Genomic DNA, 24,837 nt, shown 5'->3' on the forward strand with positions numbered 1-24,837 from the left:
GATGCTAGTAGCTGTTTTTAGGCTGAGCTTTTAGTAAAAGAACGACTACTTACTTTAAAGACATTGTGTATCAAAATAGCGATTTGTCTTGACGTTTAGCTGGAGTGAATGTCACCGCTACTTGTCCAAATTCGTATTCACCTGTCTCTAAATTAGCGGTCATACTAGAGGCTTCAAAACGATTGAGTCCTTGCTCTACTTTCACCGGTTGCTCGCTATAGACTTGTCTTGATTTAGTATTGCCTTTTAGCGCTTGTCCTGTCACTTTGATCGGTTCGATCTTAGTAGTAGCAGTCTTATCTTCGCTAACTAAGCTAAAACCATTATATAAATGCAAATCACCAGATTCTTGACTGATAGTCGCGGTACCCGATTGGATAATATAGCGCTGCTTATCTGATGGCTTCCAGTTCATGGTAATTCCAGACATCACATCTTCATTGGTTTTGGGGTTATGAGTGAGTGAAGTAGCCTTCAGCTCATACTCTGTTTCCCCTTGCTCATTAGTCTGCACCGCCTTTATATCCGTAGCTTCATAGTCAACTTCTGAGGCTTCTATATTCATCGGCGGTGAAATCTTGCCTTGCTGTTGGAAGAACCAACCAGCGATACCGGCGATGATCAAAGCTAAAACGATTAACACACGAGTATTCAAAACGGCTTATCCTGTATGTAGGCTTGGGTCATACTGTAGCCCATTCAAGTTAAAAATATATCTTATTAAGCGACTGCTAGTACTAATACTAGTACTGATAATAAGTGCCAATAGTTAGTACTCATAACCATTACAAATAATCTTGTAGTATCTACCACGCCCCTTATTAATAGCCAGTAGCATTTTTGCGGTTATCTACCCATGGTTAGCGATCATCTAAGCTAAACTGACCGATAAAGTCTTGGTAGTGACCGTGACCTTTTAATATTAGATCACAGACTTCACGTACTGCGCCGTAACCACCAGCGCGGGTGGTTACCATATCGCTACGATTGATCACCTCAGAGTGCGCATTAGGTACTGTCGCTGCAAAACCAACGGTTTGCATCGCTTTTATATCTGGCAAATCATCACCCATATAAGCACAGTCGGCTGCACTGATATTAAGCTGTTGATCTAAGCTTGCTAATAACTCAGTGAGCGCAATAAGCTTATCATCACGGCCCTGCACCACATAATCAATGCCTATTTCAGTAGCCCGTTTATTAACCATTGGGCTATTACGTCCAGTGATAATCGCTGTCAAAATACCGTAGCGTGCGAGCGACTTAATGCCAACACCATCTTGTACTGAAAACGCTTTAGTCTCGACACCATTAGCATCATAAATTATCTGGCCGTTAGACAGTATACCATCGACGTCTAGTACCAACAGCTTTACCTGACCAGCTTTTTTGATTAAATCCTGCATAATTCGTCTCTTATAATTGTAATTATAGTTAGCAAAATAAGCTATTAATAGTAGCGGTTATTATCACGCTAATGGCTGCCCGCATAAATGCCTGTCTAGGCACTACATCTCTACTTGACGCCCGCTTGCAGCAAATCATGGACAGTAATAATCGCCTCTAAATGATTCTGCTCATCCATCACTAACAGCTGACTAATAGCATTCTCATTCATCAAGCTCAAAGCATCAGAGGCACGCATAGTTTTATTGACTTGGCGTGGCTGAGTAGTCATCACTGTACTCACTGGGGTATTTAGAGTAATCCCTTTTTCCAGTCCACGGCGTAGATCACCATCAGTAAACACTCCGACGACCTTATTATCATCATCTGTCACTACTGTCATGCCCAAACGACCATTACTCATAGTGAATAATGCCTCTTGTAGTAACGCACGCTGATTAACTAAAGGTAAGTTCTCAGAGCTAGGATGCATCAAGTCTTCAACTCGAGTCAATAGCTGACGGCCTAGCGCTCCTGCTGGATGCGATAAGGCAAAATCCTCTGAGGTAAAACCACGCGCATGAACTAAGGCTACTGCCAAAGCGTCACCCAATGCCAAAGTCGCCGTAGTACTCGAAGTCGGCGCCAAATTGAGCGGACAGGCTTCTTGTGAATGACCTAAAGTGAGCACTATATCGGCCGCACTAGGTAACATCCCGCGCTGATCTCGACTAATGCTAATCAGCGGAATACCTAAATGTTTGACCACCGGTAATAAAGTTCTTATCTCATCAGACTCACCAGAATTAGAAATGGCTAAAAGCACATCCCCTTTGACTAGCATGCCTAAATCACCATGACCCGCTTCGCCAGGATGCATAAAAAATGCTGGAGTACCTGTAGAAGCAAAGGTTGCCGCTATTTTGCGACCGATCAATCCGGATTTACCCATACCAGTGACTACTACTCGGCCAGTGCAGTCTAAAATAACATCACAAGCTTGAGCAAAACGATCATCTATCTGCTCAGTCAAAATGGTTAGCGCTGCACGCTCAGTATTGATAGCTTCAATGGCGGTAGTAATATATTGGTCGTGGCTTAAAGATCGATTCGGATGGCTCATAAATTAACTCAAGATTTATTAGTGATCGATAGTGTATTTTACTATAATCACGCTAATATAAATAGCTACGGATATTAGAGTAACTATATTTAGATACTGTGAATGCTCAACATGCTCTAATCAAAGCACAAAAAAACCTACTATTACAATAGTAGGTTCAATGCGTACAATTATTAGGTTAACCGCTATGCAGTTTTGAAAGCTACTAACTATTGTCTGAGCCTGGAGAATTATTATCCAAGCTGTCATCAGGCTTGTTTTCAAATCCTGAATCATCTGCAGGACTTTCAAAACCGCGCTCTTGTCCGAAACCGCCACGCTCAAAACCACGCTCTTGTCCAAAACCACCGCGCTCAAAACCGCGATCTTGTCCTTGATTAAAGCCACCGCGATTAAAACCACTACGATTAGAGCCAAAGCCACGCTCTTCAAAGCCATTACCGCTATTACTTGCAGGAGTGCTAGGACTACTGCCACGCTCAAAACCACTACTAGGATTACTACCTTGATAGCTGCTAGGTGTACTTGATGGCGGCACACTGCCAGTAGTTGTGGTGGTAGAAGTACTAGTACGTGGATTGCGTGCTGGCACTACTGTAGAAATGGCATGCTTATACACCATCTGACTCACCGTATTCTTCAATAACACTACATATTGATCAAACGACTCGATTTGACCTTGTAACTTAATACCATTAACCAAAAAAATAGAAACAGGAATGCGGTCTTTGCGCAGTGAGTTCAAGAACGGATCTTGTAAAGTTTGTCCTTTTGACATGAAATCTCTCCTAATTATTATATAATTATATTGTGAATACTCAGTTTCGAATGCTAATCATTAAGTACCAAAGCTGAACAATGCTTCTGATATCATATTTAGAGGATGATTACTAAATAACAATAATCGATATTAATATTAAATAGTTATTAAATATCAATTATCTTGAATATTTTATAGCCCTGCACTAGTAATTATAATGGTTATACGTATCTAACAAAATATTTTTTATAGGTAAATCGTATCTAAATAAGCAAGTACTTTTTTATATCCTGTTGAACCTTAAATAATAGCAGTGACTATGGTTACGAGCTACTATAAATAGGAGCTACTAAAACTAACTGCCTCTATTTTTAAGAATTGTGTAGCCAATTCAGCTATCCATACTAAGCAAAGCGTCAATTCACTTGCACTTTTTCTGCACTATAGCTTTGCTAAAAATATAGTTTTGCTAAAATAGTAACTAGTAACACTGGCTATTTTTAAGCCCCTATTTGTAAGCTGTTATTTTTCAATGCTTAATAGAGCTTAAGCTAGGCTACTCTATCGTTAATATAATACTATTGTAAGGGTATTAAGTAACCACTTGTTTCCAGCTGCTATTGCCATCTAGCAGTCGATAGTATTTATTAGCTCATATTATAAGCAGATAGCAAAATACTGCTAGTTGAGTCTTTAAACGCTGATAATTATAACAGCTGTTAAGGCTCTTATTTGCAACTTCTTGTCCGCTTACTATCACGAATTAAAGCATGCCGTATCAGCGCCAATGTATTAACCAGCCTTGCTCTCACGCCTTATGCAAGCTAGCGGCAGCCTGTGCCATGTTGCTAAAAACTTGTATATTTATTCTCAGCTCACTCTCGCTAGTAGTGGACTGTAACTGAGTCAATTTACGTAGCCAAGTGCACTGGCGCTTTGCTAGTTGCCTTGTGGCATATAATGCCTTATTTTGCATTTCTTGACAAGCAACTGCCTCAATCGTAGCCTCTAAGGCCTTGGTATTGTTCTCAGCTGTAGGCAATAAATCCGCTGTTATTAATAGCTGATTGGCGTCGTTTTGCTCAAAAGCCCGATAAAACTGATTTCGGTCCAAATGTGCTTGAGCCAATACTGGGTGGTCGATACGTACCAAATACTCGAGCACTTGCCGATAGCCAACACAACGCATAGCAGGCATGCTTGGGGTTAACGGATAGCGCTCAAGCAAGGCAATCACTTCGGCGACTAGTCCGTCATTCCACATGACATCGAGGCGTTGACCGATGCGCTGATGCAACCACGGACGATCAGGCATCACTGCTAGTACTTGCCACTGTTGCTTGGGATTGTCTGCTAACGCTTGCTTAGGCTGTTGTTGCCATTCACTGATCGGTATATTAGTCTGTTGATAAACTTCAAGCGCCCGAGTAATACGTTGAGTATCGCTAGGCTTTAAACGGGCATGCGTCACAGCATCTACCTCACCTAAGTAGGCATACAACGCCTCAATCCCCGCCTCCTGTCGCCATTGCTCAACTTGCTGACGTACTTTGTCATCGCTATCAGGTACAGGAGACAATCCTTCGAGTAGCGCCATGTAATACATCATAGTGCCGCCAACCAATAACGGTATCTTGCCAGCTTGATGACAGGTATCGATCAGTCCAGCGACGTCGCTGACAAATTCAGCCACGCTATAACTTTGGGTGGGATCAATGATATCCACTAAGTGATGCGGATAGCGCTTTAGCTCAGTCACTGTAGGCTTAGCGGTACCGATATTCATATCTCGATATACTAGTGCTGAGTCCACTGAAATCAGTTCATAGCGCCCACTTTCATAGAGCTCATACGCCAACGCTGTCTTACCACTCGCCGTCGGCGCCATCAAACAAACTACGCTGTTATTAGGCAACGCCGTCAAGGCGGTATTAGCAGCTGTACCAAAACTGGTGTGGGATGAATTGGCAGATAAAGGGTGCATAAGCTTGCCTTTGCAGGTCATAAAAATCGATTAACAGGAAGGAGATGATAGCATCAATGCTATTAATTGCGAGCGCTCTATAGATTTTAGCGCTTGCAAAGTAACTATCTGCTCAATATCGACTTTAAAGGCTAGCGCGTCTGCCTGCGACATTTGCTCAATATAATAAGCTAGTTGCTGATTAACACTAGCGGCGTCCGCTAGTACAGGATAGCTTGCAGATGAATGTGAGCTGAACAATAGAGCTAAACTAGCTTGCCATTGCTGTTGACTAACCAAGGTTAGTTTACCTTTGGTATAAAATAATAGCCAAGGTTGTCTACTTAGGCTATTCTTTTTATTTAGGACCAGTTGTTGCTCCACGTTATCGATAACGTCTAAACACTGCGGTAAATCCACAAGCTTGCTTGTAGTAGCTGCGGTAGTAATAGGTGAATTAGTAGTAGATAAATCAGTAGTTACCGTCGCTGCTGATGACAGTGGTGCTTGCGAGTGCTGATAATACGCTGTCGGTTCTTGCACAAGCTGTGCTGATGATTGTTGGAACCATAACGGCCCTATCGAACCATTACCTTTTGCAGGGTATTTAACAGGATCTCGATCTGCGGAGCTTGTTAAATGGCCAGTTAAAGACTGCGACTGAGTTGCCGATTGCTTAGTATCTAGTTGCTTAATGGCAATAGAACCACTGTTACTAGAGCCGATGCCTTTGAGCTTTAGGCTTATAGCATGACTCAGATGCGCCATGATGTTATTCAAGGAGCTAATCTTAATACGCTGTTTAGTAGGATGAACATTAAGGTTGAGCCAGTGCAGCGGCAGCTCAAAGTACAGTGCATAACCAATATGATTAAACTGAGCGCTTTGCGCAAGCTGACGTAACTGATTACTAATTAGCTGCTCTTTGACTAAACGACCATTGATATACAACAGCTTTGGCAAGGAGTTATTAAGAGCGTCACTCTCGCTAATTGGCCATAACCAACCATTAATACTTGCTGACTGCTGCTGCGTAGATGCTGAAGTCTGTTGAACGAGCGCGGTTAAATCAACATTAACTTGCAGCGCATCATCAGTCAGGGCTATGCCAAGCGCCTGCTCAAGTCTAGCTAGAGGCAGACGGCTATGAGTACTGCTGATAGAGCTTAAGCTAGAGACTGGACTCAGGCTTATACTGGTACTATTACTGGTACTAGCCGATAGCGACAAGCGTTTTTTGTGGTCATGAAATAGATTGAGCGTAACATCAGCATAAGCTAAAGCCACCTCACGGACGATAGTCTCGATATGGGCAAACTCAGTCGCAATAGACTTAAGATTGCCACGCCGCGCTGGCACGTTAAAGTATAGATCTTTAACTGTGATGGTGGTACCGCGATTGTGCACTACCGGTAATAGCTTAGGCGCTTGCGCTAATACACCTGTAACTTGCAGCTGGCGACCTACTCCGCTGTCATCGTGACTACTAATCAAGGTTAAGCGCGAAACTGCAGCTGTTGCCGCCAATGCCTCGCCGCGAAACCCTAGGGTACTAATACCTTGCAGATTAGCAATATCAGCGACTTTGCTAGTGGCATGACGGGTGATCGCCATCACCATATCATCAGGATGGATACCAACGCCGTTGTCCACGACTTCGATCATACCCATACCACCTTGAGTGATACGCACCTCAATATGAGTGGCCTTCGCATCAATGGCATTCTCTAGCAGCTCTTTGACTACTGCTGCCGGACGAGTGACTACTTCACCAGCGGATAGTTGATTAATCAACAGCGGTGATAGCTTTTTGATGCGTGTACTTGAGATAGTGATACTTAACGGATTATCTAACATATTTATCCAATAGCGTAGTGACCTAATAGCTAGATCTTTAACAGCGATAAATCCAGCCCTTGCGTCTGCCCTATTTTTGATAAGCGTAGCTCGACTTGACGTGCTTCTTTACTGTCCTGCGTAGCGCCACCTTGTACTATATCTATAAACAAGCTTGGCGCTGGCAAATAACTGTCCGCACGACTTGCCCACTCAATAATGACTAGCGCATTTGGCTCATCCAGATACTCATCAAAGCCAATAAAAGACAGCTCCTCTGGATCTTGTAAACGGTATAGATCGGCATGATAAACCGGCTTAATAGCTCCATCACTTTGGCTGATATGATAAGGCTCAACTAAAGTGTAAGTAGGGCTTTTTACTGGCCCTTGATGACCTAGAGCTTGTAGCCAATAACGAGTTAGAGTGGTTTTACCAGCTCCTAAATCACCAGCCAGCCAAACGCTGCCTACTAACGGTAACTTAGCCAATTGCGCCGCTAACTCTTTAGTATCGGCTTCTGAATGCAGCGTTACCGATATTGAGTTTTTATTCTCTGTAAACTTAGGATTAGACATCAGACTCATCCAGCTGTACTTGCATAGTGACTTGTGGGTTGATGAAGCGCTCCCCGCTAATGAGCTTGGCATATAGCTGTGGATCATGCCACTCACTACTGACTTGCTCGCTAAACTCAAAGTCACTCAATACTAATTTACCCATCTGATCGTTAGCCACATCAGCAGCGAAACACTGCGCATAGCCAGTCGCCGTTTCATGAGCAATGACCGAATAGACACTGACATCAGCTTCGCCGTTTTGCATTTGGGTTTGTTGTAATATTTGCTGCGCCCAAAAGAATATCACTCGGGAGAATTGCTCAGCAGAAGGGGATACGGGTAGACTTATCCAGCGGGCGCTGAACTTTTTACAAGATTCAATATACTCAGGGTCATCTTTACTCCAAAAGCAAATAGCGTGGTCAAAGCTGTCGATAATATCTTTGATTGACGACTTTAGTAGGCCAAAGTCATAAACCATTTGTCCATGATCTAGACGCTGCGCCTCCAGGATCAACTCAATCTGATAGCTGTGACCATGAATAGAATGTTTACAACGCTCTGAGCTACAATTACGGACGATGTGAGCATTTTCAAATTTAAACAGTTTACGAATACGCATAATAATTAATTAACCAAAATAGTGAAAAGTATTAGCGGTTAGTGCAAATAACCACCAATACATTAGTGAGCACCGAAACTAATAGCCGGCTTACCACGCCTATTATAGCAAATCGCTAGGTATCCGTAAGTAAGCGCTTACTTACACTATCGTCAGTTTAGGATAACTTGATGATTGGCCTAGCAATAAAAATATTAATAAAAGCCGTATCTGTTGATAAAGATATAACTATCTAATCGTTACCCTTAAGGCTACACTGTAATAGTTAATAATACCTAGTTAGCACTAGCTTAACTAAGCTTAAACCCTTGCTACTTGGCTACAAGCCATTTCGATAGCTTGAGCGTTCAACTTTATCCAATAGGACTAAATCATGAGTAAAACACAAGACAGTAAAAAGAATGTCAAAAAGAAGCCGTTACTGACTGCAAAAGAGAAAAAAGCGGCTAAGCAAGCCAAGAAAGAAGATAGCGGTAGCATTCTAGGCAAACATTAATCCAAGCTGTGCTAAAGCGCTACCTTAGCTGCTTTAGCCCAACTCAGCTGTAATTAGTGGTTTTCATTAAAAGCACTTATCAGTGAGCCTTTAGCTTTAATAACTTATAGCTTTACTAACTTATAGCTAAGAGCTGCGGGGTGCAAACATAATGATAGCCATGCCTAATAGAGCAACAACAGATCCAACGATATCCCACATCGATGGTCGAATACCATTAACCGCCCATAACCACATAATAGCTGTAGCAATATATACCCCACCGTAAGCAGCATAAACTCTGCCAACAGCCGTTGGATGCAGAGTCAGCAACCACACAAAAGCCATCAAACTCAGCACGCCAGGAATAAGCAGCCAAATGCTTTTACCCTCGCGCAGCCAAAGATAAGGTAAGTAGCAGCCAACAATTTCTGCTAGTGCGGTCAAAAAGAAAAGACTAAGGGTTTTTAACTCAGGCACTACATCTTCCTTTTAAACGCTAATGATACCAGTCATATATTGCACCGCATTACCAGAGATAAGCACTCTATCCCCTACTACTACACAGTGTAAAACCCCACCTCGACTTGAGGCTTGATAAGCCATCAGCTCATTTTTACCTAAGCGCTCTGCCCAAAGTGGGGCTAACCCCGTATGAATTGATCCGGTCACTGGGTCTTCACTAGCCGTAGCTAACACAAAATATCTAGAGATAAAATCGTATTTATCAAAAATTTTGCAGTCCGCCAGACAAGTCACAACCAACTTTAATGGTGCAAGCTGCTTTAAGGACTGATTATCAAGAACTACAGACAGTACATCAGACTCAGCGTTGTAAATAACAAAATAGGCTTGCAAGTTACGATAGACTTCAACAGGAGCGATCGATAGACCCGCTAATAAGCTCTCAGGAATATCTTTAATCCTTTCAGGTTTAGTATTTGGAAAATCCATTTGTATTTTGCCAGTTGCTGTCTGGACAATAGTCAATACTCCAACCGCTTTGGCTGACAGACTTATGCTGGTTAAACTAGGATATTTACTAAACAATACAAAAGCTGATGCCAAGGTCGCATGACCACAAAAATCAACCTCAGTCAGGGGTGAGAACCAGCGGATATAATAAGCAGCCGTGTCTTCAGAGCTTAAATATTCTGAATGACTCGCTACTAAAAAGGCGGTTTCAGCTAAGTTATTCTCCATAGCTATAGACTGCATTAGCTCAGCGCTCAGCCAATTGTCAGTAATAATCACTGCCGCAGAATTACCTTTAAAAATACTATCAGTGAAGGCGTCAATGACGTTGATTTCGAGTTGCATATTGATGATTTCCCTTATTTTTATACAGTACTTTTTTTCGGCTTAGTAAACCTCGCTTATCTTAACTAATCCTGTCTATCCAGCAGCAGACTCTTAAAGCTTCCAATAGTTATCAATCAACAATAAATAGCTTAGCGCCATTTTTAGTTGAAGAACGATGCGCTATAGTATTATCTGCCACTTGATAAGTCATGCCGGTAGTTAAAGTAAAGGTACGACCATCTTTTAATTCCGTATTTAGCTCACCTTCGATACACAACAATATATGGCCTTTATCACACCAGTGATCGGCAAGATAACCGGCTGAATACTCAACCATATGTACATTAATAGTGTCAAAATCCAGAGTTTTCCAGTAGCCTACCCCTGTTTCACCTTTGACTTCGACAGCGGGTACTTGGGTCCAATCGGTAGTAGCAAAAGGTATGTTTTTCATATCCATGACATTATCTCCTGATTTAATTATTTAATGAATTTGCTAGTAAGCTGGGAAGGTTGTAGACATCCATTACCTTTAACCAATAGCTACTGTCTGTATTAAACCAATCCATCATCAAGCAGCCAACCCGCTTGCACCGCTGAATTAATATTAGCAAGCATCCAACAGTGAATCTCAGGAAAATCCTCAGCTATAAAGCCATGAGCTTGTAGTACTTGCGATTTCTTCACCCCTTGCTCACGCCAAGTCTTGCCTTCACTATTGATATTATGTAAAAAAGGCAATAACCTATCGACCACTTTTAGCAGTTTAGTCTCTAAGCTATCGCCAGTCTCTTGCTCCTCCCATAACTCACAAAGATCACCAACCCCATTGCCTAGATGGCTCTGAAGACGTTTAACCCCTTCTCGTTCAGCATTATGAGCTGTGCTTCTATTAGTGTCGTAGAGAAACGTATCACCCGCATCAATCTCACCTAAATCATGGATGAGTGCCAGCTTTAGGAGCTTTTCTTCTGATACCTCAAGCTTAAAGCTTCTACATATCGACCAGCAAGCCATCGCTAAATGCCATGAGTGCTCAGCTGAGTTTTCAACACGCAATCCACCATCAATATAAGTACGGCGATTAATAAGCTTTAGTGCATCCAGCTCAAGTAAGTATTCGGTGATTGCGGTTAAATCGTTTGGCAAAGTAAGCTCCTTAATTTATTAGCCTGTTGTAGTTATCTATTATGGCATGCTACTGTATTTGATTGATTTGAGTGATTTGTGTAGGAAGGAAGGCTGAACATGATGCACAGCCTATTAACTATTTTTTCTTATTAACCTTCTACAATAGTAGTGAGATCACTTATCAAATTTGACGTTTTGAAGAACAGTTTCACCGCGACTATTAATGACAAACTTCTCAATGATAACGACACACTTTCGACCGAACACACCTGTTAAACGATAGTTGCTGTTCGCTTCAGGGTTAAATGTGCCCTCTACACTACAAGTACTAAAACTGTCTCTACCTCTAAATCTAATGGCAAAGGGCTGATTGGGAGCAATGTACCTTTCTGTCACTGTAAAATTCGGAGAAGTGCTAGCAGTCAGACTATAAAGACGTTTTTCTTCGACGGTAGGCTTAGGCATATTTAAATTATTTTCATAGATAAATAATTTCTCTTTATCGGTATAAGGGAGAATTGATAGTTTTGCTAATCCTTTAGGATTTAAAGATCCATTCATTGCTAACACTCCGCCTGCACCTGATTTTTTCGAGCTACGGTATTCTTTAGAGTTTGGTGTAACACTAAACTCACCACCCCAATCGGTAACTATCTGAAGCTTAGTTGATGAGCTCTCAGGTAACTGAGCAACATACATATTATCTGTTATAAGATTTACGGATTCTTGCATAGTTTGACAACCAGACAAGGCTGCACTCATTACTCCTACTGCAGCTATACCAATCAATACATTTTTCATATGTTTCCTTAAAATAATAATCTCAATTAATCGCTAAGTATTTACAAACTACTAACTTTAGTTTGATATTGCATATTGTACTAATTATTAAACAAATACCATATATTTGAGATACTTAGTGAGCTAAATATGAGCATAGAAACCTTGAGGTGAGTAAAAATCATAAATGATGTACTTTAACCAATAGCTCGCTTAGTTTTCTATAAGAATACAACCACGATAGATATCAATAAATGCGCGAGGTCACTGCTAGCCCCGACAGTAGCGGCTATCCTACTCATTATCTAGTTACCCCTATTACTCCTTACCCACTATAGGCGTAGCCGTCGTCAATGCTTCATCGCTCTGCACAGGAGCAGTCAAAAAATTCAGATAAGCTTGGTATTGCTCAAGCACATCATCGATGACTTGCTGCTTATTTAATCCGGTTAAATCGTAGCCACCCGAACCTGTTTGAGTAGTGACCTCAAGTCGATAATACACATCGCTATCAGCGGCCATTTTGCCACTAAAAGTAGGCGCTGGAGTCTTAACCATAGACACTTGATAATAAAATTCGTTCATAGCAGCCGTCGATAACCGTAGTAACGGCCCCGAGGCGGCGATAATATTAGTATTACCAACAAAAGCCGTTGCGCTTGCCGCATTCTTATCATGATCGGCATTGATACGCTCCACATCATAGCCTTGACGGCGGAACTCATTGGCGACATCATCGAGCGCTGGGCGTACAGTACGCTCCAAGAACTTGATCGACTCACGTTTAGATGGATAAGTCAGCATCTGCCCCAAACGCTGCGTCCATGAGCGCTCTGGTATATGACCACCACTAGGTGCAATCGAAGGACGGCGTAACACCTTACCCTCGCTCTCGGCTTGCTCTATTTTTAGCGCTTTATAGAAGGAGAACATCACTAGGTAAACGATGATAGTCACCGGCAGCGCAAAGATAAGAGTCGCATACTCCATAGTAATAACACCACCAGCTAACAGCATTGAGATAGTCAAAACCGCCGTCAGTACTGCCCAAAAGATACGCAGCCATTTCGGACCATCCTCGCTTGGGTCTGGAATAGAGGCGGAGAAATTCGACATCACCATTGCCCCTGAGTTGGCGCTAGTAATATAAAACAGTAATCCTGAAAAAGTCGCTAATATAACTAAGAACTTCGCGCCGGGGAACATCTCAAGCAAGGCATACCAGCCACGCTCAGGGCTTTGAATAGCCAGTTCGGCAAAGGCAGTATTACCTTGTAATACTTCATAAAGGGCTGAATTACCGAAGAAGGACACAATAATAAAATCACATAATACTGGCACAGTAATAGCAGCGATGACGAACTCACGTAAAGTACGGCCACGGGAAATACGGGCCAAAAACACGCCAACGAACGGCCCCCAAGCCAACCAAAACGCCCAAAAGAATAAAGTCCAAATGCCCATCCATTCGCTACTACCAGGCACGTAAGCAAAGGTTTTAAACATCCACGCAGGCAAAGTGACAAAGAATTGACCTAAGTTTTCAACCAGCGCATTCAATAAGAAAGCGGTTTGGCCGGCGATGAGAATAAAAGCCATCATCGCCACTGCGCTCCATAGATTCAGCTCAGATATCCAGCGAATACCACGATCTACGCCTGAAGTAGTCGCCAAGATAGTCAAGACCACCGCCCCGATAACCAAGGCAATCTGTAAGGTGAGTCCCTCCTCTAGCCCAAAGATCTTTGAGAAGCCGACGTTTAGTAAGACTACCCCGATACCCATAGTAGTGGCGACGCCAAACACGGTACCGACTAAGGCTAAAATACTAATACCGTGACCGATTGGGCCATTGACACGTTTGCCAAACAGCGGATAGAGCGCCGCTCGAATCGATAACGGCATATCCCAGCGATAGGCAAAGTAGCCCATTGCCATGCCCAGTAATGCATATACCGCCTAGCCAGCGATACCGTAATGGAACATGGTCCAAACTACAGCGTTTTGCATAGCATCAGCGCTGGCGCTATCACCTGCTGGCGGCGTTAAATACTGGACTACAGGACCAGTTACTGAGAAGAACAGCAAATCAATGCCTACCCCAGCAGCGAATAGCATCGCCACCCAAGTCCCTAGCTTATATTGCGGACGTGAATCATCAGGCCCGAGGCGTATGCTACCAGCTTTGGATAAAGCTACCCAAAGTACAAAGCCTGTGACTAATACCATAGTAATCACATAGTACCAACCCAAGTTAGTTGCAATCCAATCCACTACTATTTGCATCGTAGTATGTGCCCCTTCAGGCATAATAATGGCCCAAATTGAGAAGGCAACAATAACTAGCGAGGAGAGGATTAACACGCTCCAGTTAATATGAGCGACAGCATTTTTGGATAACTCTTGCGCCCCTTTTTTTAAATCACTGCGCGAGATGGGTCTTTCACCATGAAGACTTTTAGGTTGACGTTGCGAGCCCCCAAACTGACTGCGCTCAAATGGGGCTTGTGCGCTTTTGCTGTGCTCATTTGGTAATGGCTCGTTTAATGGATGCTCGCTTGCTAGGTCATCTTTGGAAGAGTTATCGTGGTTTACTTCGTTGCTCATGTCTGTACATTCCTTACACTTTACTTATAGGGCATAAGTGAGTGCAGTTTTAGAAGGCAGGATATTTTGGGAGAAAATGATGAGCGCATAGTATCATAGTCTAGCGCATAAACATTATTGGCAAGGATGAGCCGCTCATCAGCGCATCGCTATGGATAAGGCTTTAAGATAATGCTGATAAGATAAGTAATAGCTAGAGTTTAGAGCAGTAGAGGTACTTTTTATTAAGCGTTTATTTTGAGAAAAACTGGCTACAGCCATCAGGGCTCACATTTGACTTTGTTAAATTGCCAACTCATAGCCCCTGTCTTTTTCGCTACTAACATATCGCTCGCCGATAAGAATAAAACCCCTTCGATATTTTCAAAATCTTTACCTGTGCAAGTATGATAGCTGTAGAAATCAATGTTTACCGCAAAGGCTTGAACCATAACGTCGCTATACTTAGATATTCGGCCTACGGCTAACAAACACAGCATCACAGTAAGGGCAAAGAGTACACCTGATAATAATTTACTAGGTAGTTTTTTAGTCGATTGATTAGTAGCGCTTGTAGCATCAATATTGCCATTACTAACATTATGACTAGTAGCATTACCATTACTAACAGCACTGTTATCTGCGCTGCTAGGCGCTTGGTTGTCAGAATCTCGATATAAAAAGTACAAGCCTATAGCGATAAAATAACCACTTAATAAAGTGATAATACTGTATTTAAAAAACTCGATAGCGGTCAGTAGCGTTGAGGTCAAGGCTAAATTACTAGGATTGACTTGGAATATCCTGTTAATCTCGCCTGTTGCCCACAAATAGGACGATACGCTCATCAACGCCACTAATAAATAGATAATAATTTGGCCACAAACGCTGTTTTTTAGGTATCGATAAACGATGTTTTCGATAGCGATCATGATTAGCATGATAAACAGTACTGCAGCGATCATACCAACGATTAAATAGCTGATATAGAGTGGCCGATTAAGCGCATTGGCTAACAACAAGGCTAAAGCCAAAGCTATCAAGATAATTGCAAATTTGGCAAAAATCTGTGTAGTGCGTATCAGCCAGTCTCTAATACTGTTCAGATTAACTTCCTGGTTATCCGCAGCTTTATTATCAGATTTTGTCATAGATAGGGAGTTCGAAATAGGCTGTTGATTGTCAGGCACTGATGATAACGACTAAGGGCATCAATCACTAGTCAGATCACCACAAGGATAGAATGCCTTATTGATTGGCAAAGGGGCACCATTAAAAATAGCGAATGGCTTATAGCGCAGAGCTCTGATATAAAAGTAGAGGCCTTACCTCTATTTATTGGTACATGGTTATTTAGTGGTACATGGTTATTTGTTAATGGTTAATTATTTATCGATATAGTTATTTGCAGACACATTAGCTTTTTGTGAAACGCTTGATTGAATTTACAATTATTATCGAGCTATTGGAATTTTTGGGATAATGCCTGTCATAAAAAAGCATCCTATCAAGCCGAAACTTAATAGGATGCTGTTATTTTCTTATCGATAAAATCCAGCAAAATGCTCTAGATATCGAACTCTAGTGCTCTATCGCCATCAGCATCTTGAATACGCGTTGGCAAGCCAATTTTATTTAGCAAATTAATAAATGGCTTAGCATCGAGCTCTTCGACGTTGACCATCTTGCCTGCATCCCACTCGCCAGTAGCAACCAACATAGCCGCAGCGACCGGTGGCACGCCAGCGGTATAAGAGATGCCTTGACTACCCATAGCCTCAAACGCTTCTTTATGATCAGAGATATTATAGATAAATAATTCGCTATCGACGCCGTCTTTTTTGCCTTTAACTTTATCACCAATACAAGTCTTACCCGTATAGTTGGCAGCTAATGAGCTTGGGTCTGGTAGCACCGCTTTGACGACTTTTAACGGAATAACTTCTAAGCCTTCAGCGGTAGTCACTGGCTGCTCAGATAATAAGCCTAGGCTTTGTAGCACGGTGAAAACATTGATGTAATGCTCACCAAAGCCCATCCAAAAGCGAATGTTTGGCACATCTAAATTAGCCGATAACGAATGGATCTCGTCATGACCGCTGAGGTAACTGTTCTGCATGCCAACTACCGGTAGATCATCGGTACGCTTGACTTCGAACATCTTATTCGACTGCCACTTACTGTCCTGCCATGAATAAACCGTACCAGTGAACTCACGGAAATTGATTTCAGGATCGAAGTTGGTAGCGAAGTATTTACCGTGGCTGCCAGCGTTAATATCGATAATATCAATATCAGTTACTGACCCTGCATCCATCATGTCATAGCCAAGACGAGCATAAGCATTGACCATACCAGGATCAAAACCTGCGCCTAAGATGGCAGTGATATTATTATCCGCACAACGCTGTTTACGCTGCCACTCATAGTTATTGTACCAAGGCGGCGTCTCGCAGATCTTACGGGGGTCTTCGTGAATAGCGGTATCGATATAAGCCACGCCAGTCTCAATACAAGCTTCTAATACGCTCATATTCAAAAATGGTGAGCCGACATTGATGACGATTTGGATATTAATATCTTTTATCAGGGTCATTAATGCTTGAGTATCGAGCGCATCGATTTGATGGGTGTGCAAAGTTGCAGGCTGCTTAAAGCTGTTTTTATCCTGTACGCTTTGGGCGATAGCAGTACACTTATCTAAAGTACGTGATGCGATATGAATCGCACCGAGCACATCGTTATGCATCGCACATTTATGAGCGACTACTTGAGCGACGCCGCCAGCACCGATGATAAGAACATCTTTTTTGGCTTGCTTAGTGTTTTTGTTATGTTGAGTTGTGTTCAAGGCAACAATCCTCCTTTGTGTCCCTGCCGTCGTCATTGTTATTGACCAATCGGAACAGAAACTAGTGAATGATATGCGTGAATTAAAAAGGAAGACCGAGGAAAACCCACGCACCCGATGAACAAAAACCACTGTTTTTGCCCGAGCCGATTATAACAATTTTTACTACCCTTTCGGCAATAATTAATAGCTAAATTAAAATAGCCCCATCAACCCTAACTGGCATGCGAACGTCTTAGCATCAATGATTAAGACAAACTTGCTTTATATTCCTGATAATCAAACTCACGCTGCACATCAATAGTGCCATCAAGACGACGTATCACAATAGCTGGCATATTGACCCCATTAAACCAGTTCTTTTTGACCATAGTATAACCAGCAGCATTAGCAAAGGCTAACTGATCGCCTATCTGCAAAACAGCTGGCAGCTGATACTCACCAAAAATATCTCCTGCTAAACAAGAGCGACCATAAATGATAGTGTTGTCAGCTGCTGCTTGCCCCGTTGTCTGAGCGTTATCAGTAGGATCAATATCGAGAGCTGCGATATTAATTGGCTGATTATTAATAGCCGCTATTGGTGCTGACTCACGGTAAATCAGCAAATCGAGCATATGCGCTTCAATAGAGGAGTCTACTATCGCTAAGTTTTTTTGGTTATACATAGTATCTAATACCGTAGTGACCAAAGTTCCAGCGCCATGAATACTGGCTTCACCCGGCTCTAAATAGACTTGTAAGCCGTATTTTTCACTAAAGCCTTTTAGACGTTGAGCCAATTGCTCAAGGGGATAATCAGGAGCGATAAAGTGAATTCCGCCTCCTAAACTTACCCATTCTAACTGTTGAAAAACATCACCGAACTTAGCTTCGATATCAGCCAAACTATCACTAAAAGCCTGATAACTGTCATTTTCACAGTTATTATGAATCATCACTCCAGTGATATCTTTCAGTACCGCGACGATACTGTCTTTATCATGCTCCCCAAGGCGACTAAACGGACGAGCTGGGTCAGCGATAATAAACGAGGAATTACTGGTCTTAGGGTTTAAGCGCAGCCCTACCGGTATTTTTTTAGCAGCCGCTTGCTCTTTAAAAGCAGTTAATTGCGAGATAGAATTAAATATAATCTTATCAGCATATTGTAGAACTTCAGGGATTTCATCGGCACTATAAGCCACGCTATAAGCATGCATCTCTTTTTTATCAGCACTTTTAAGGGTTGCAATACCCTCAAGGGTTTCAGTGCTATTAACATTATTGTGTTGAGAGTTATGGCCAAAAGTCTCATAGCCCAAGCGCAATTCGTTCAATGAAGATGACGTTGTACCGTGTAAATAAGGTTGCATGACTTCAAACACCCCCCAAGTGGCAAAGCATTTTAGTGCCAATAGTGCCTTAGCACCCGACAACTCACATAGTCGAGCAATAATTTGCATATTGGCAACAATGGCCGCTTCGTCGAGTAAATAATAAGGGGTTGGCACGGATATGGATTGATGAGCAAGTGGAGTAGTCATGTTTATTCACCTAATAGCATACGATAATAGTAGTTAGTGATATTTTTCGCTATAGTAGACTAAACCTATACTAAATAGAATAGCTTATGTCACTATCAACCGATTATTCGCGCTCTTCAAATCCACCTGATTTTACCCAGCTTAATTTGCCTCAGCTCGATGTTAATGCTCGTGAAGTATTAGAATTTTGGTTCGATGAGGATAATAAACAGTACTGGTTTATACAGGACAGCAGCTTTGACAAGCTGATTGCTGATAAATTTGGCAAGCTCTGGCAACAGGCAAAACAAGGTGAATGTGCTCCTTGGCGCTATGTCGAAGAACACCGGTATTTGAACAACTCCAATGCTGAACTGGCTGGACGTTTGGCTGAGATTATTGTCTTAGATCAATTCTCACGTAACTTGTGCCGCAATCAGGCAGCGGCTTTTGCGCAAGACGCTATGGCTTTAGTGTTAGCCCAAGAAGCTATTCGCCAATTTCATTTTAATAAGCTCCCTTGGCAATGGCGACAGTTTATGATCATGCCTTTTATGCATTCTGAATCCTTAGTTATTCATCAACGCTATCTCCCCTTGTTTGAGGAGCTCAATAATGCCAACACTTTGAGTTTTGAGCATCGGCATCGAGATATTATCCAACGATTTGGACGCTATCCGCATCGTAATGAAGCTTTGAATAGATCATCTACTGTCGAAGAAAGAAAGTTTTTACAACAACCTAATTCGTCGTTTTAACTTTATCTCAATGCTAATGTGAGCCATCAGCACTAACGCCAGCATTGATTTAATGGTTAACGTCAATGCGGCTATTAATATCGTTTGCCAGTTTGCAAATGTATTAATAAAAAATAGAGCAAGCAAAGCAGCAGGGTTTACTTATCAAGGTTCAATAGGCCCTAATAACTTACCTCGCCAGTACTAAAGGTAAAGTCTTTAGTTATTAAGGTCTTATTATCGACTAATACATCAAAGCTCACTTGATAGTTACTATTACCATACAGGCCACAGTTGCCGCCTTTATTACTACCCTGCTCACAGCTTTTTAGATTATCAGTAAGCGGTAAAATAAACGCTTCGTTGGCTGCTAGCTGATAATTAGTGCCTTTATACGGGTCTTGATAAAAATCAAGCAAAGCAACTTCTACCTTTGTTTTGCGCTGCACATCATAGAACTTAACGTTACTAACTTTGATCGTCTGGGCTGATGGCATGTTGATATAGATAGGTTGTCCTATAGGATCTGTTCGCAAATCACGACCCGTGCCTTTAACTGGACTTGGTGATTCATTATATAGTGCGGTCACTGTAGCGCTGACATCTTGACAAGGATAAGTAAAGATACCTTTAACGCTATTATTTTTGGCTGCTGGCGTCGCTGCGGCATGGGTAACCAGCACATAGCCTTGATACTTACTTGCCTCCCTATTAAATGGCTTATAAGCACTGATACCTGTACCGATCAAATTTGAATTCGGTAGCATCAATGCGCGTAAATGATAAGGCGCAGCAAGCAAGGACTTAGTCATTGCCGTTGCGGCAATATCCGGTGCCACTAAGTTACCTAATGAGTTAAAGTATAAAGTCGTAGCAATGTTTTCGGCCACGCCATTACTGGTATTGGCATAATTTGCCTTAGCCAAGCGCTTAGTAAAACTATCAGCGCTAAAAAACGGGTTGCTGTTACCTGTGACATCAGCAATATCACTGATCTTGTTTTCCACATGCGGATTAAAACTGGTTGGGGTACTATTAGCAAACACATAATTAATGTAATTGGCATGTTGGATAGCGACTTTTGCAAGTTCTAGATCAGCAGATACCTCACTGAGACCACAGCTAGACCGGGCAAGGCTAATTTCATTATCTACCTTTACAGCTGCTAGTGCATTATCATCAGCTCTAGCGTCAGCGTTATTTACTTCCTCATCCTCTGTTCCCTGTTCATTGCTAGCCTTAGACTTAGAAACGATTGGATTTGAGGCGGTTGTAGCAGAGTTTGCTGATTCTGATTCTGTCTCTAGCTCTATGGATGTAGGGGCATTATTGACTGTTGCGGTATTATCTGCATCGCCTCCATCACCACAAGCACTTAGAACCATAATTGAAAAAATGATAGGGACTGAGCTTTTTACAGAGGTATTGAGGGTCATTTTCTATCCTATAAAGTAATAAATTAGCTGACTAAAGTTCAGCAATAATTATGCCAACTTATTAGCGCTAATTTATTAACGGCAACTAGTTATTACTATAAAAAATTCTAGCTACCAATAAATAGAATATAAGACTTGCAAGTAGTGCTTATTGAGGCGGGATCACTATATAAGATAATTCAAAATAACTTATAATTCATCATTTATAATGAATAACGCTTAGGCTATTTTTCCAAAAGTGCCCGTTTCACTGGTGCGAAACTACGTCTATGCTCAGGTAACACCCCATAATCTACAATAGCTTGCATATGCGCTGCAGTAGGATAGCCTTTGTGCTTGCCGATGCTATAGTCAGGATATTGAGCATCCAATTGATACATTCTATGATCACGGCTAACTTTTGCTAAAATACTAGCGGCAGCAATACTAGTATGACGAGCATCACCTTTGACCCATGCTTGACAGTCAATAGTCGCCTGTTCAATACCTACCTTGGCGAGTGTTGGGTAGTCCAATTCTGGGCAGCGGTTACCATCGTATAGTATTTGGGTCGGCATATGACTACAAAGGCAAGCAGAATCGATGGTTAGCTGCTGATATATCGCTATTAGTAGCTGCTCAGTACATAGACGCATGCCAAGCATCGTTGCCTGTAGGATATTGAGCTGATCAATCACCGCTGCTGGGATATCAGCAATAACATAGCCTAATGCATACTGTTGGACTAAAGGATAGAGGATATCGCGCTTCTTTTCACTAAGCTGCTTGGAGTCAGTTAGGATAGCTAAAGGGGTCGTCAATAAGGGTTGATCCTCAATCAAACCTGACCATTTAATTGGCAAAATGGCAGCCGCTACGTTGACACTACCCAGCAACGGCCCCCGACCCGCCTCATCGACTCCTATCTGTAACGGTACTGATGATAGATCTTGCAAGGAATGGCTGTGCCGCTCAGCTAATAATTCAGCAACTTTTAACTCGCCTGTCAGCTCAATAGGGGCCGCTAAATTAATGTACTGACCTTTTATATCAATAGATCTAATAGTAATTTTCATAGGTTTTATATACTTATTTAGACAGCAGTATTAATAGCGTTTACGCTGGTTTGTGACTTTGGCTATTTATTATTGGCTGTTCATTGTTGGCTATCATTCTTTATGTACCATTGCTCAATCACACTACTAGCCGGGTCATGATTGCTTTGTTGTTGCAGAGTTTTCTTAGTGTCAATTAGCGCATTTAGCTGCTCCTGATAGGCGCGCGGCTGTAGCAACTGCATCACTGTCCGGCAAATATTGTCACCACTAGCCTGCTCTTGGATGAGCTCTGGCACTATGGCATGATCGGCTAAGATATTAGGCAATGCCACATAAGATACTTTTACAAGACGTTTAACGATGCGATAAGTCAGCTGATTGAGCTGATAAACCACTACCATAGGACGCTCAAGTAACATCGCTTCAAGGGTAGCAGTACCTGAGGCTAGTATGATGATATCTGAAGCCGCCATTGCTTGTTGGCTAAAGCCAGGTTGACTTTCATCATAGACCACTACAATAGCTGCCCGTAGCTGCTCAGAGCACTTATCTATCACTTCCTGTACGATATATTGATGGTTTTGATCAACGGTTGGAATGATAAAACACAGATCTGGGTCCAGCACTACTAATTTTTGCATACCATCAAGCATCAATGGCAAAATGGCCGTAATTTCCCCACGCCGTGAACCTGGCATTACACAAACTAGCTGACTAACCGCAGCAAAGCGCTCGATAAAAAACTGTTGCAGCCCATTATTATGCCAGACTAGTTCACTACGTAATTGAGTGATAGGAGTATTTTCTAGACGATGCTCGATAGTGCGTAACAAGGGATGTCCAACACAGATAGCTGGATGATTATGCCGCTCATATACCGGCAGCTCAAATGGGAATAAGCATAGCACTAAGTCAGTCGCGGCTTTGATGCCATGAATACGGGACTCACGCCAAGCCCAAATCGAAGGGCTGACATACTGAACGCAGAACACCCCTTTTGGCTTAAGTTTTTTGGCGACCCGTAAATTGAAGTCAGGGGCATCGATCCCAATAAACCAATCAATGTTGGCATTTTTAAAGGCAGTAAGTAACTCACGCCGTGCCTTGAATAGATCAGACAATTGGGCTAATACTTCCACTAAGCCCATCACCGCTAGACGTGATAACGGAAAGATACTTTGCAGACCTTGTGCTTGCATCTTAGTGCCACCGACGCCAACCCAGACAATATCATCGCGCAGATTATTCATCTGCTGCATAAAGTCAGCCCCTAAGCTATCGCCAGATACTTCACCGGCTACTATCCCTATCACCAATGGCCTAGCTGCCGTTACCGGAACGGCTAGATGTTGATCAGTTGCTTGGTGAATCAACTCAGTGTCTTTAGCATACGAGATAGAATCAGTCATAAAAAACTCTTAATAGTAATGATTTACTATGAATGGTATAACCATAAATAGAGAAGTATAACAAAATTTTGGTTTTGACATTCCAGTTATGAGTCAATAAAGTCGCCGACTGCCCTTGTCAACTCAAGGTTTTCAAAGCATAATGAATATCCCTATAAATTAGTTAAACGACATATAATCATGACAACACCAGCTACTCATAACGCAGATATTGATGACGTGAATATTGAAAAGTTCATCCCCCTGATCACTCCCGCTGAGCTAAAAACTGAGCTTCCTCTTTCAAATGAAGCTTATAAAACAGTGCTGAAAGGTCGCCATACCATTCAAGATATCTTAGATGGTAAAGACAAACGCTTGTTTGTGGTTATTGGCCCTTGCTCTATCCATGATATCAAAGCCGCTCACGAATATGCTGATCGCTTAGCTATATTGGCCAAAGAGATTGAAGACAGTATCTTTGTAGTGATGCGCGTTTATTTTGAAAAGCCACGTACTACTGTGGGCTGGAAAGGCATGATTAACGATCCTGATATGAATGATAGCTTCGATATCGAAAAGGGTCTGCGTCTCGCTCGTAAATTGCTATTGGAGTTAAATGAAAAAGGGCTGCCTTGTGCTACTGAAGCCCTCGATCCTAATACTCCCCAATACATGCAAGACTTGATCAGCTGGTCGGCGATTGGTGCTCGCACTACTGAGAGCCAAACCCACCGCGAGATGAGCTCAGGCTTATCCTGTCCAGTAGGTTTCAAAAATGGTACTGATGGCGGCATGACTGTAGCGGTTAATGCTATGCAAGCGGTCAAAGAAGGCCATAGCTTCTTGGGCTTGTCATCAGACGGTAAAGTATCAATTATCAAATCTAAGGGTAACCCATACGCCCACGTGGTATTGCGTGGCGGTAATGGCAAACCTAACTATGATGAAACTGCTGTTGCCCAAGTAGAGAACGCTTTAGCTGAAGGCAAAACCAGCGGTAAGATTATGATCGACTCAAGCCATGCCAACTCAGGCAAAGATCCGTACTTGCAGCCAATGGTTATCAATAATGTCGCTGAACAAATCCAAAATGGCAATCAGTCAATCATTGGTATGATGATTGAGAGTCATCTTAAAGGCGGCAGTCAAAAACTAACTGCTGATTTGGACGCACTAGAGTATGGTGTCTCAATTACGGATGGTTGTCTCGATTGGGAAAGTACGGTCACTGCGCTACATAACTTACGTGATATGGTAAAAGACGTTTTGCCTACTCGTTAAACTTAACAAGCATTAAACTAAAACCCCCTCTAGTATTGATTACTAGAGGGGGTTTTTTAACGTTTATAATTTTAT

At 42.2% G+C, this 24,837-nt stretch carries 22 protein-coding genes and 1 pseudogene; 3 read left to right on the forward strand and 20 right to left on the reverse strand.

Going from position 1 to position 24,837, the window contains the following annotated elements; translation table 11 throughout:
• Positions 1-70 precede the first annotated feature (70 nt).
• From lptC to JMY09_RS02850, 8 genes are all read right to left on the reverse strand, one after another.
• A complete protein-coding gene (gene lptC, locus JMY09_RS02815; RefSeq protein ID WP_201622074.1) occupies positions 71-655 on the reverse strand; it encodes an LPS export ABC transporter periplasmic protein LptC in 585 nt (194 codons plus the stop codon).
• Positions 656-860: 205 nt separating this feature from the next.
• Positions 861-1,406: a KdsC family phosphatase gene (locus tag JMY09_RS02820; RefSeq protein ID WP_201622075.1), complete on the reverse strand. Its 546-nt coding sequence runs from the start codon at positions 1,404-1,406 to the stop codon at positions 861-863.
• A gap of 110 nt (positions 1,407-1,516) precedes the next feature.
• Positions 1,517-2,509 carry a KpsF/GutQ family sugar-phosphate isomerase gene (locus JMY09_RS02825; protein ID WP_201622076.1) on the reverse strand — a complete coding sequence of 331 codons (993 nt, stop codon included), beginning with the start codon at positions 2,507-2,509 and terminating at the stop codon, positions 1,517-1,519.
• 205 nt (positions 2,510-2,714) lie between these two features.
• The gene (gene hfq / locus JMY09_RS02830) at positions 2,715-3,287 is read right to left on the reverse strand and encodes an RNA chaperone Hfq (RefSeq protein ID WP_201622077.1); all 573 of its coding nucleotides are present in this window, start codon (positions 3,285-3,287) and stop codon (positions 2,715-2,717) included.
• A gap of 790 nt (positions 3,288-4,077) precedes the next feature.
• The gene (gene miaA / locus JMY09_RS02835; RefSeq protein WP_379606639.1) at positions 4,078-5,157 is read right to left on the reverse strand and encodes a tRNA (adenosine(37)-N6)-dimethylallyltransferase MiaA; all 1,080 of its coding nucleotides are present in this window, start codon (positions 5,155-5,157) and stop codon (positions 4,078-4,080) included.
• A 126-nt stretch (positions 5,158-5,283) separates the two neighbouring features.
• The gene (mutL, locus tag JMY09_RS02840) at positions 5,284-7,089 is read right to left on the reverse strand and encodes a DNA mismatch repair endonuclease MutL (protein ID WP_201622079.1); all 1,806 of its coding nucleotides are present in this window, start codon (positions 7,087-7,089) and stop codon (positions 5,284-5,286) included.
• Between the two features lie 29 nt (positions 7,090-7,118).
• Positions 7,119-7,646 (reverse strand): tRNA (adenosine(37)-N6)-threonylcarbamoyltransferase complex ATPase subunit type 1 TsaE, encoded by a 528-nt coding sequence (gene tsaE / locus JMY09_RS02845; RefSeq protein WP_201622080.1) that lies wholly within the window; start codon positions 7,644-7,646, stop codon positions 7,119-7,121.
• Complete coding sequence (locus JMY09_RS02850; protein WP_201622081.1) at positions 7,639-8,250, reverse strand: 6-pyruvoyl trahydropterin synthase family protein; 612 nt, start codon at positions 8,248-8,250, stop codon at positions 7,639-7,641. Before JMY09_RS02850 ends, tsaE begins: the two co-directional genes overlap by 8 nt.
• Positions 8,251-8,623: 373 nt before the next feature.
• On the opposite strand from JMY09_RS02850, the gene JMY09_RS14655 reads away from it, so the two are divergent.
• Positions 8,624-8,746, forward strand: coding sequence for a hypothetical protein (locus JMY09_RS14655; RefSeq protein ID WP_256932863.1), 123 nt, complete (start codon positions 8,624-8,626; stop codon positions 8,744-8,746).
• A gap of 126 nt (positions 8,747-8,872) precedes the next feature.
• On the opposite strand, the gene JMY09_RS02855 is transcribed toward JMY09_RS14655, so the two are convergent.
• From JMY09_RS02855 to JMY09_RS02895, 9 genes and pseudogenes are all read right to left on the reverse strand, one after another.
• Positions 8,873-9,205: a YnfA family protein gene (locus JMY09_RS02855; protein WP_201622082.1), complete on the reverse strand. Its 333-nt coding sequence runs from the start codon at positions 9,203-9,205 to the stop codon at positions 8,873-8,875.
• Between the two features lie 12 nt (positions 9,206-9,217).
• Entirely contained in the window at positions 9,218-10,045 is an 828-nt protein-coding gene (locus JMY09_RS02860; RefSeq protein WP_201622083.1) for a PhzF family phenazine biosynthesis protein, read from the reverse strand.
• A gap of 112 nt (positions 10,046-10,157) precedes the next feature.
• Entirely contained in the window at positions 10,158-10,487 is a 330-nt protein-coding gene (locus tag JMY09_RS02865; protein ID WP_201622084.1) for a DHCW motif cupin fold protein, read from the reverse strand.
• 95 nt (positions 10,488-10,582) lie between these two features.
• A complete protein-coding gene (locus JMY09_RS02870; protein ID WP_227677125.1) occupies positions 10,583-11,176 on the reverse strand; it encodes an HD domain-containing protein in 594 nt (197 codons plus the stop codon).
• Positions 11,177-11,332: 156 nt separating this feature from the next.
• Positions 11,333-11,959 carry a hypothetical protein gene (locus JMY09_RS02875; protein WP_201622085.1) on the reverse strand — a complete coding sequence of 209 codons (627 nt, stop codon included), beginning with the start codon at positions 11,957-11,959 and terminating at the stop codon, positions 11,333-11,335.
• A 297-nt stretch (positions 11,960-12,256) separates the two neighbouring features.
• Positions 12,257-14,545: pseudogene (betT, locus tag JMY09_RS02880) on the reverse strand (choline BCCT transporter BetT).
• Between the two features lie 260 nt (positions 14,546-14,805).
• Complete coding sequence (locus JMY09_RS02885; RefSeq protein WP_201622086.1) at positions 14,806-15,675, reverse strand: hypothetical protein; 870 nt, start codon at positions 15,673-15,675, stop codon at positions 14,806-14,808.
• 416 nt (positions 15,676-16,091) lie between these two features.
• On the reverse strand, positions 16,092-17,375 hold the full coding sequence (locus JMY09_RS02890) for a saccharopine dehydrogenase family protein (RefSeq protein WP_227677126.1): 1,284 nt from the start codon (positions 17,373-17,375) through the stop codon (positions 16,092-16,094).
• Between the two features lie 248 nt (positions 17,376-17,623).
• Positions 17,624-18,901: a carboxynorspermidine decarboxylase gene (locus JMY09_RS02895; protein ID WP_201622088.1), complete on the reverse strand. Its 1,278-nt coding sequence runs from the start codon at positions 18,899-18,901 to the stop codon at positions 17,624-17,626.
• 86 nt (positions 18,902-18,987) lie between these two features.
• Between JMY09_RS02895 and JMY09_RS02900 the strand changes: the two genes are divergently transcribed.
• Complete coding sequence (locus JMY09_RS02900; RefSeq protein WP_201622089.1) at positions 18,988-19,638, forward strand: DUF924 family protein; 651 nt, start codon at positions 18,988-18,990, stop codon at positions 19,636-19,638.
• A gap of 161 nt (positions 19,639-19,799) precedes the next feature.
• On the opposite strand, the gene JMY09_RS02905 is transcribed toward JMY09_RS02900, so the two are convergent.
• From JMY09_RS02905 to lpxB, 3 genes are all read right to left on the reverse strand, one after another.
• Positions 19,800-21,053 carry a CAP domain-containing protein gene (locus JMY09_RS02905; RefSeq protein ID WP_201622090.1) on the reverse strand — a complete coding sequence of 418 codons (1,254 nt, stop codon included), beginning with the start codon at positions 21,051-21,053 and terminating at the stop codon, positions 19,800-19,802.
• Between the two features lie 224 nt (positions 21,054-21,277).
• On the reverse strand, positions 21,278-22,108 hold the full coding sequence (locus JMY09_RS02910) for a ribonuclease HII (protein WP_201622091.1): 831 nt from the start codon (positions 22,106-22,108) through the stop codon (positions 21,278-21,280).
• A gap of 80 nt (positions 22,109-22,188) precedes the next feature.
• Positions 22,189-23,499, reverse strand: a complete 1,311-nt coding sequence (lpxB, locus tag JMY09_RS02915; RefSeq protein ID WP_201622092.1) for a lipid-A-disaccharide synthase — start codon at positions 23,497-23,499, stop codon at positions 22,189-22,191.
• A 180-nt stretch (positions 23,500-23,679) separates the two neighbouring features.
• Between lpxB and JMY09_RS02920 the strand changes: the two genes are divergently transcribed.
• Positions 23,680-24,762: a 3-deoxy-7-phosphoheptulonate synthase gene (locus JMY09_RS02920; protein WP_201622093.1), complete on the forward strand. Its 1,083-nt coding sequence runs from the start codon at positions 23,680-23,682 to the stop codon at positions 24,760-24,762.
• Positions 24,763-24,837: the final 75 nt, after the last annotated feature.

This window comes from Psychrobacter urativorans (assembly GCF_904846695.1).
In the GTDB taxonomy this organism is placed as follows: Bacteria; Pseudomonadota; Gammaproteobacteria; order Pseudomonadales; family Moraxellaceae; genus Psychrobacter; species Psychrobacter urativorans.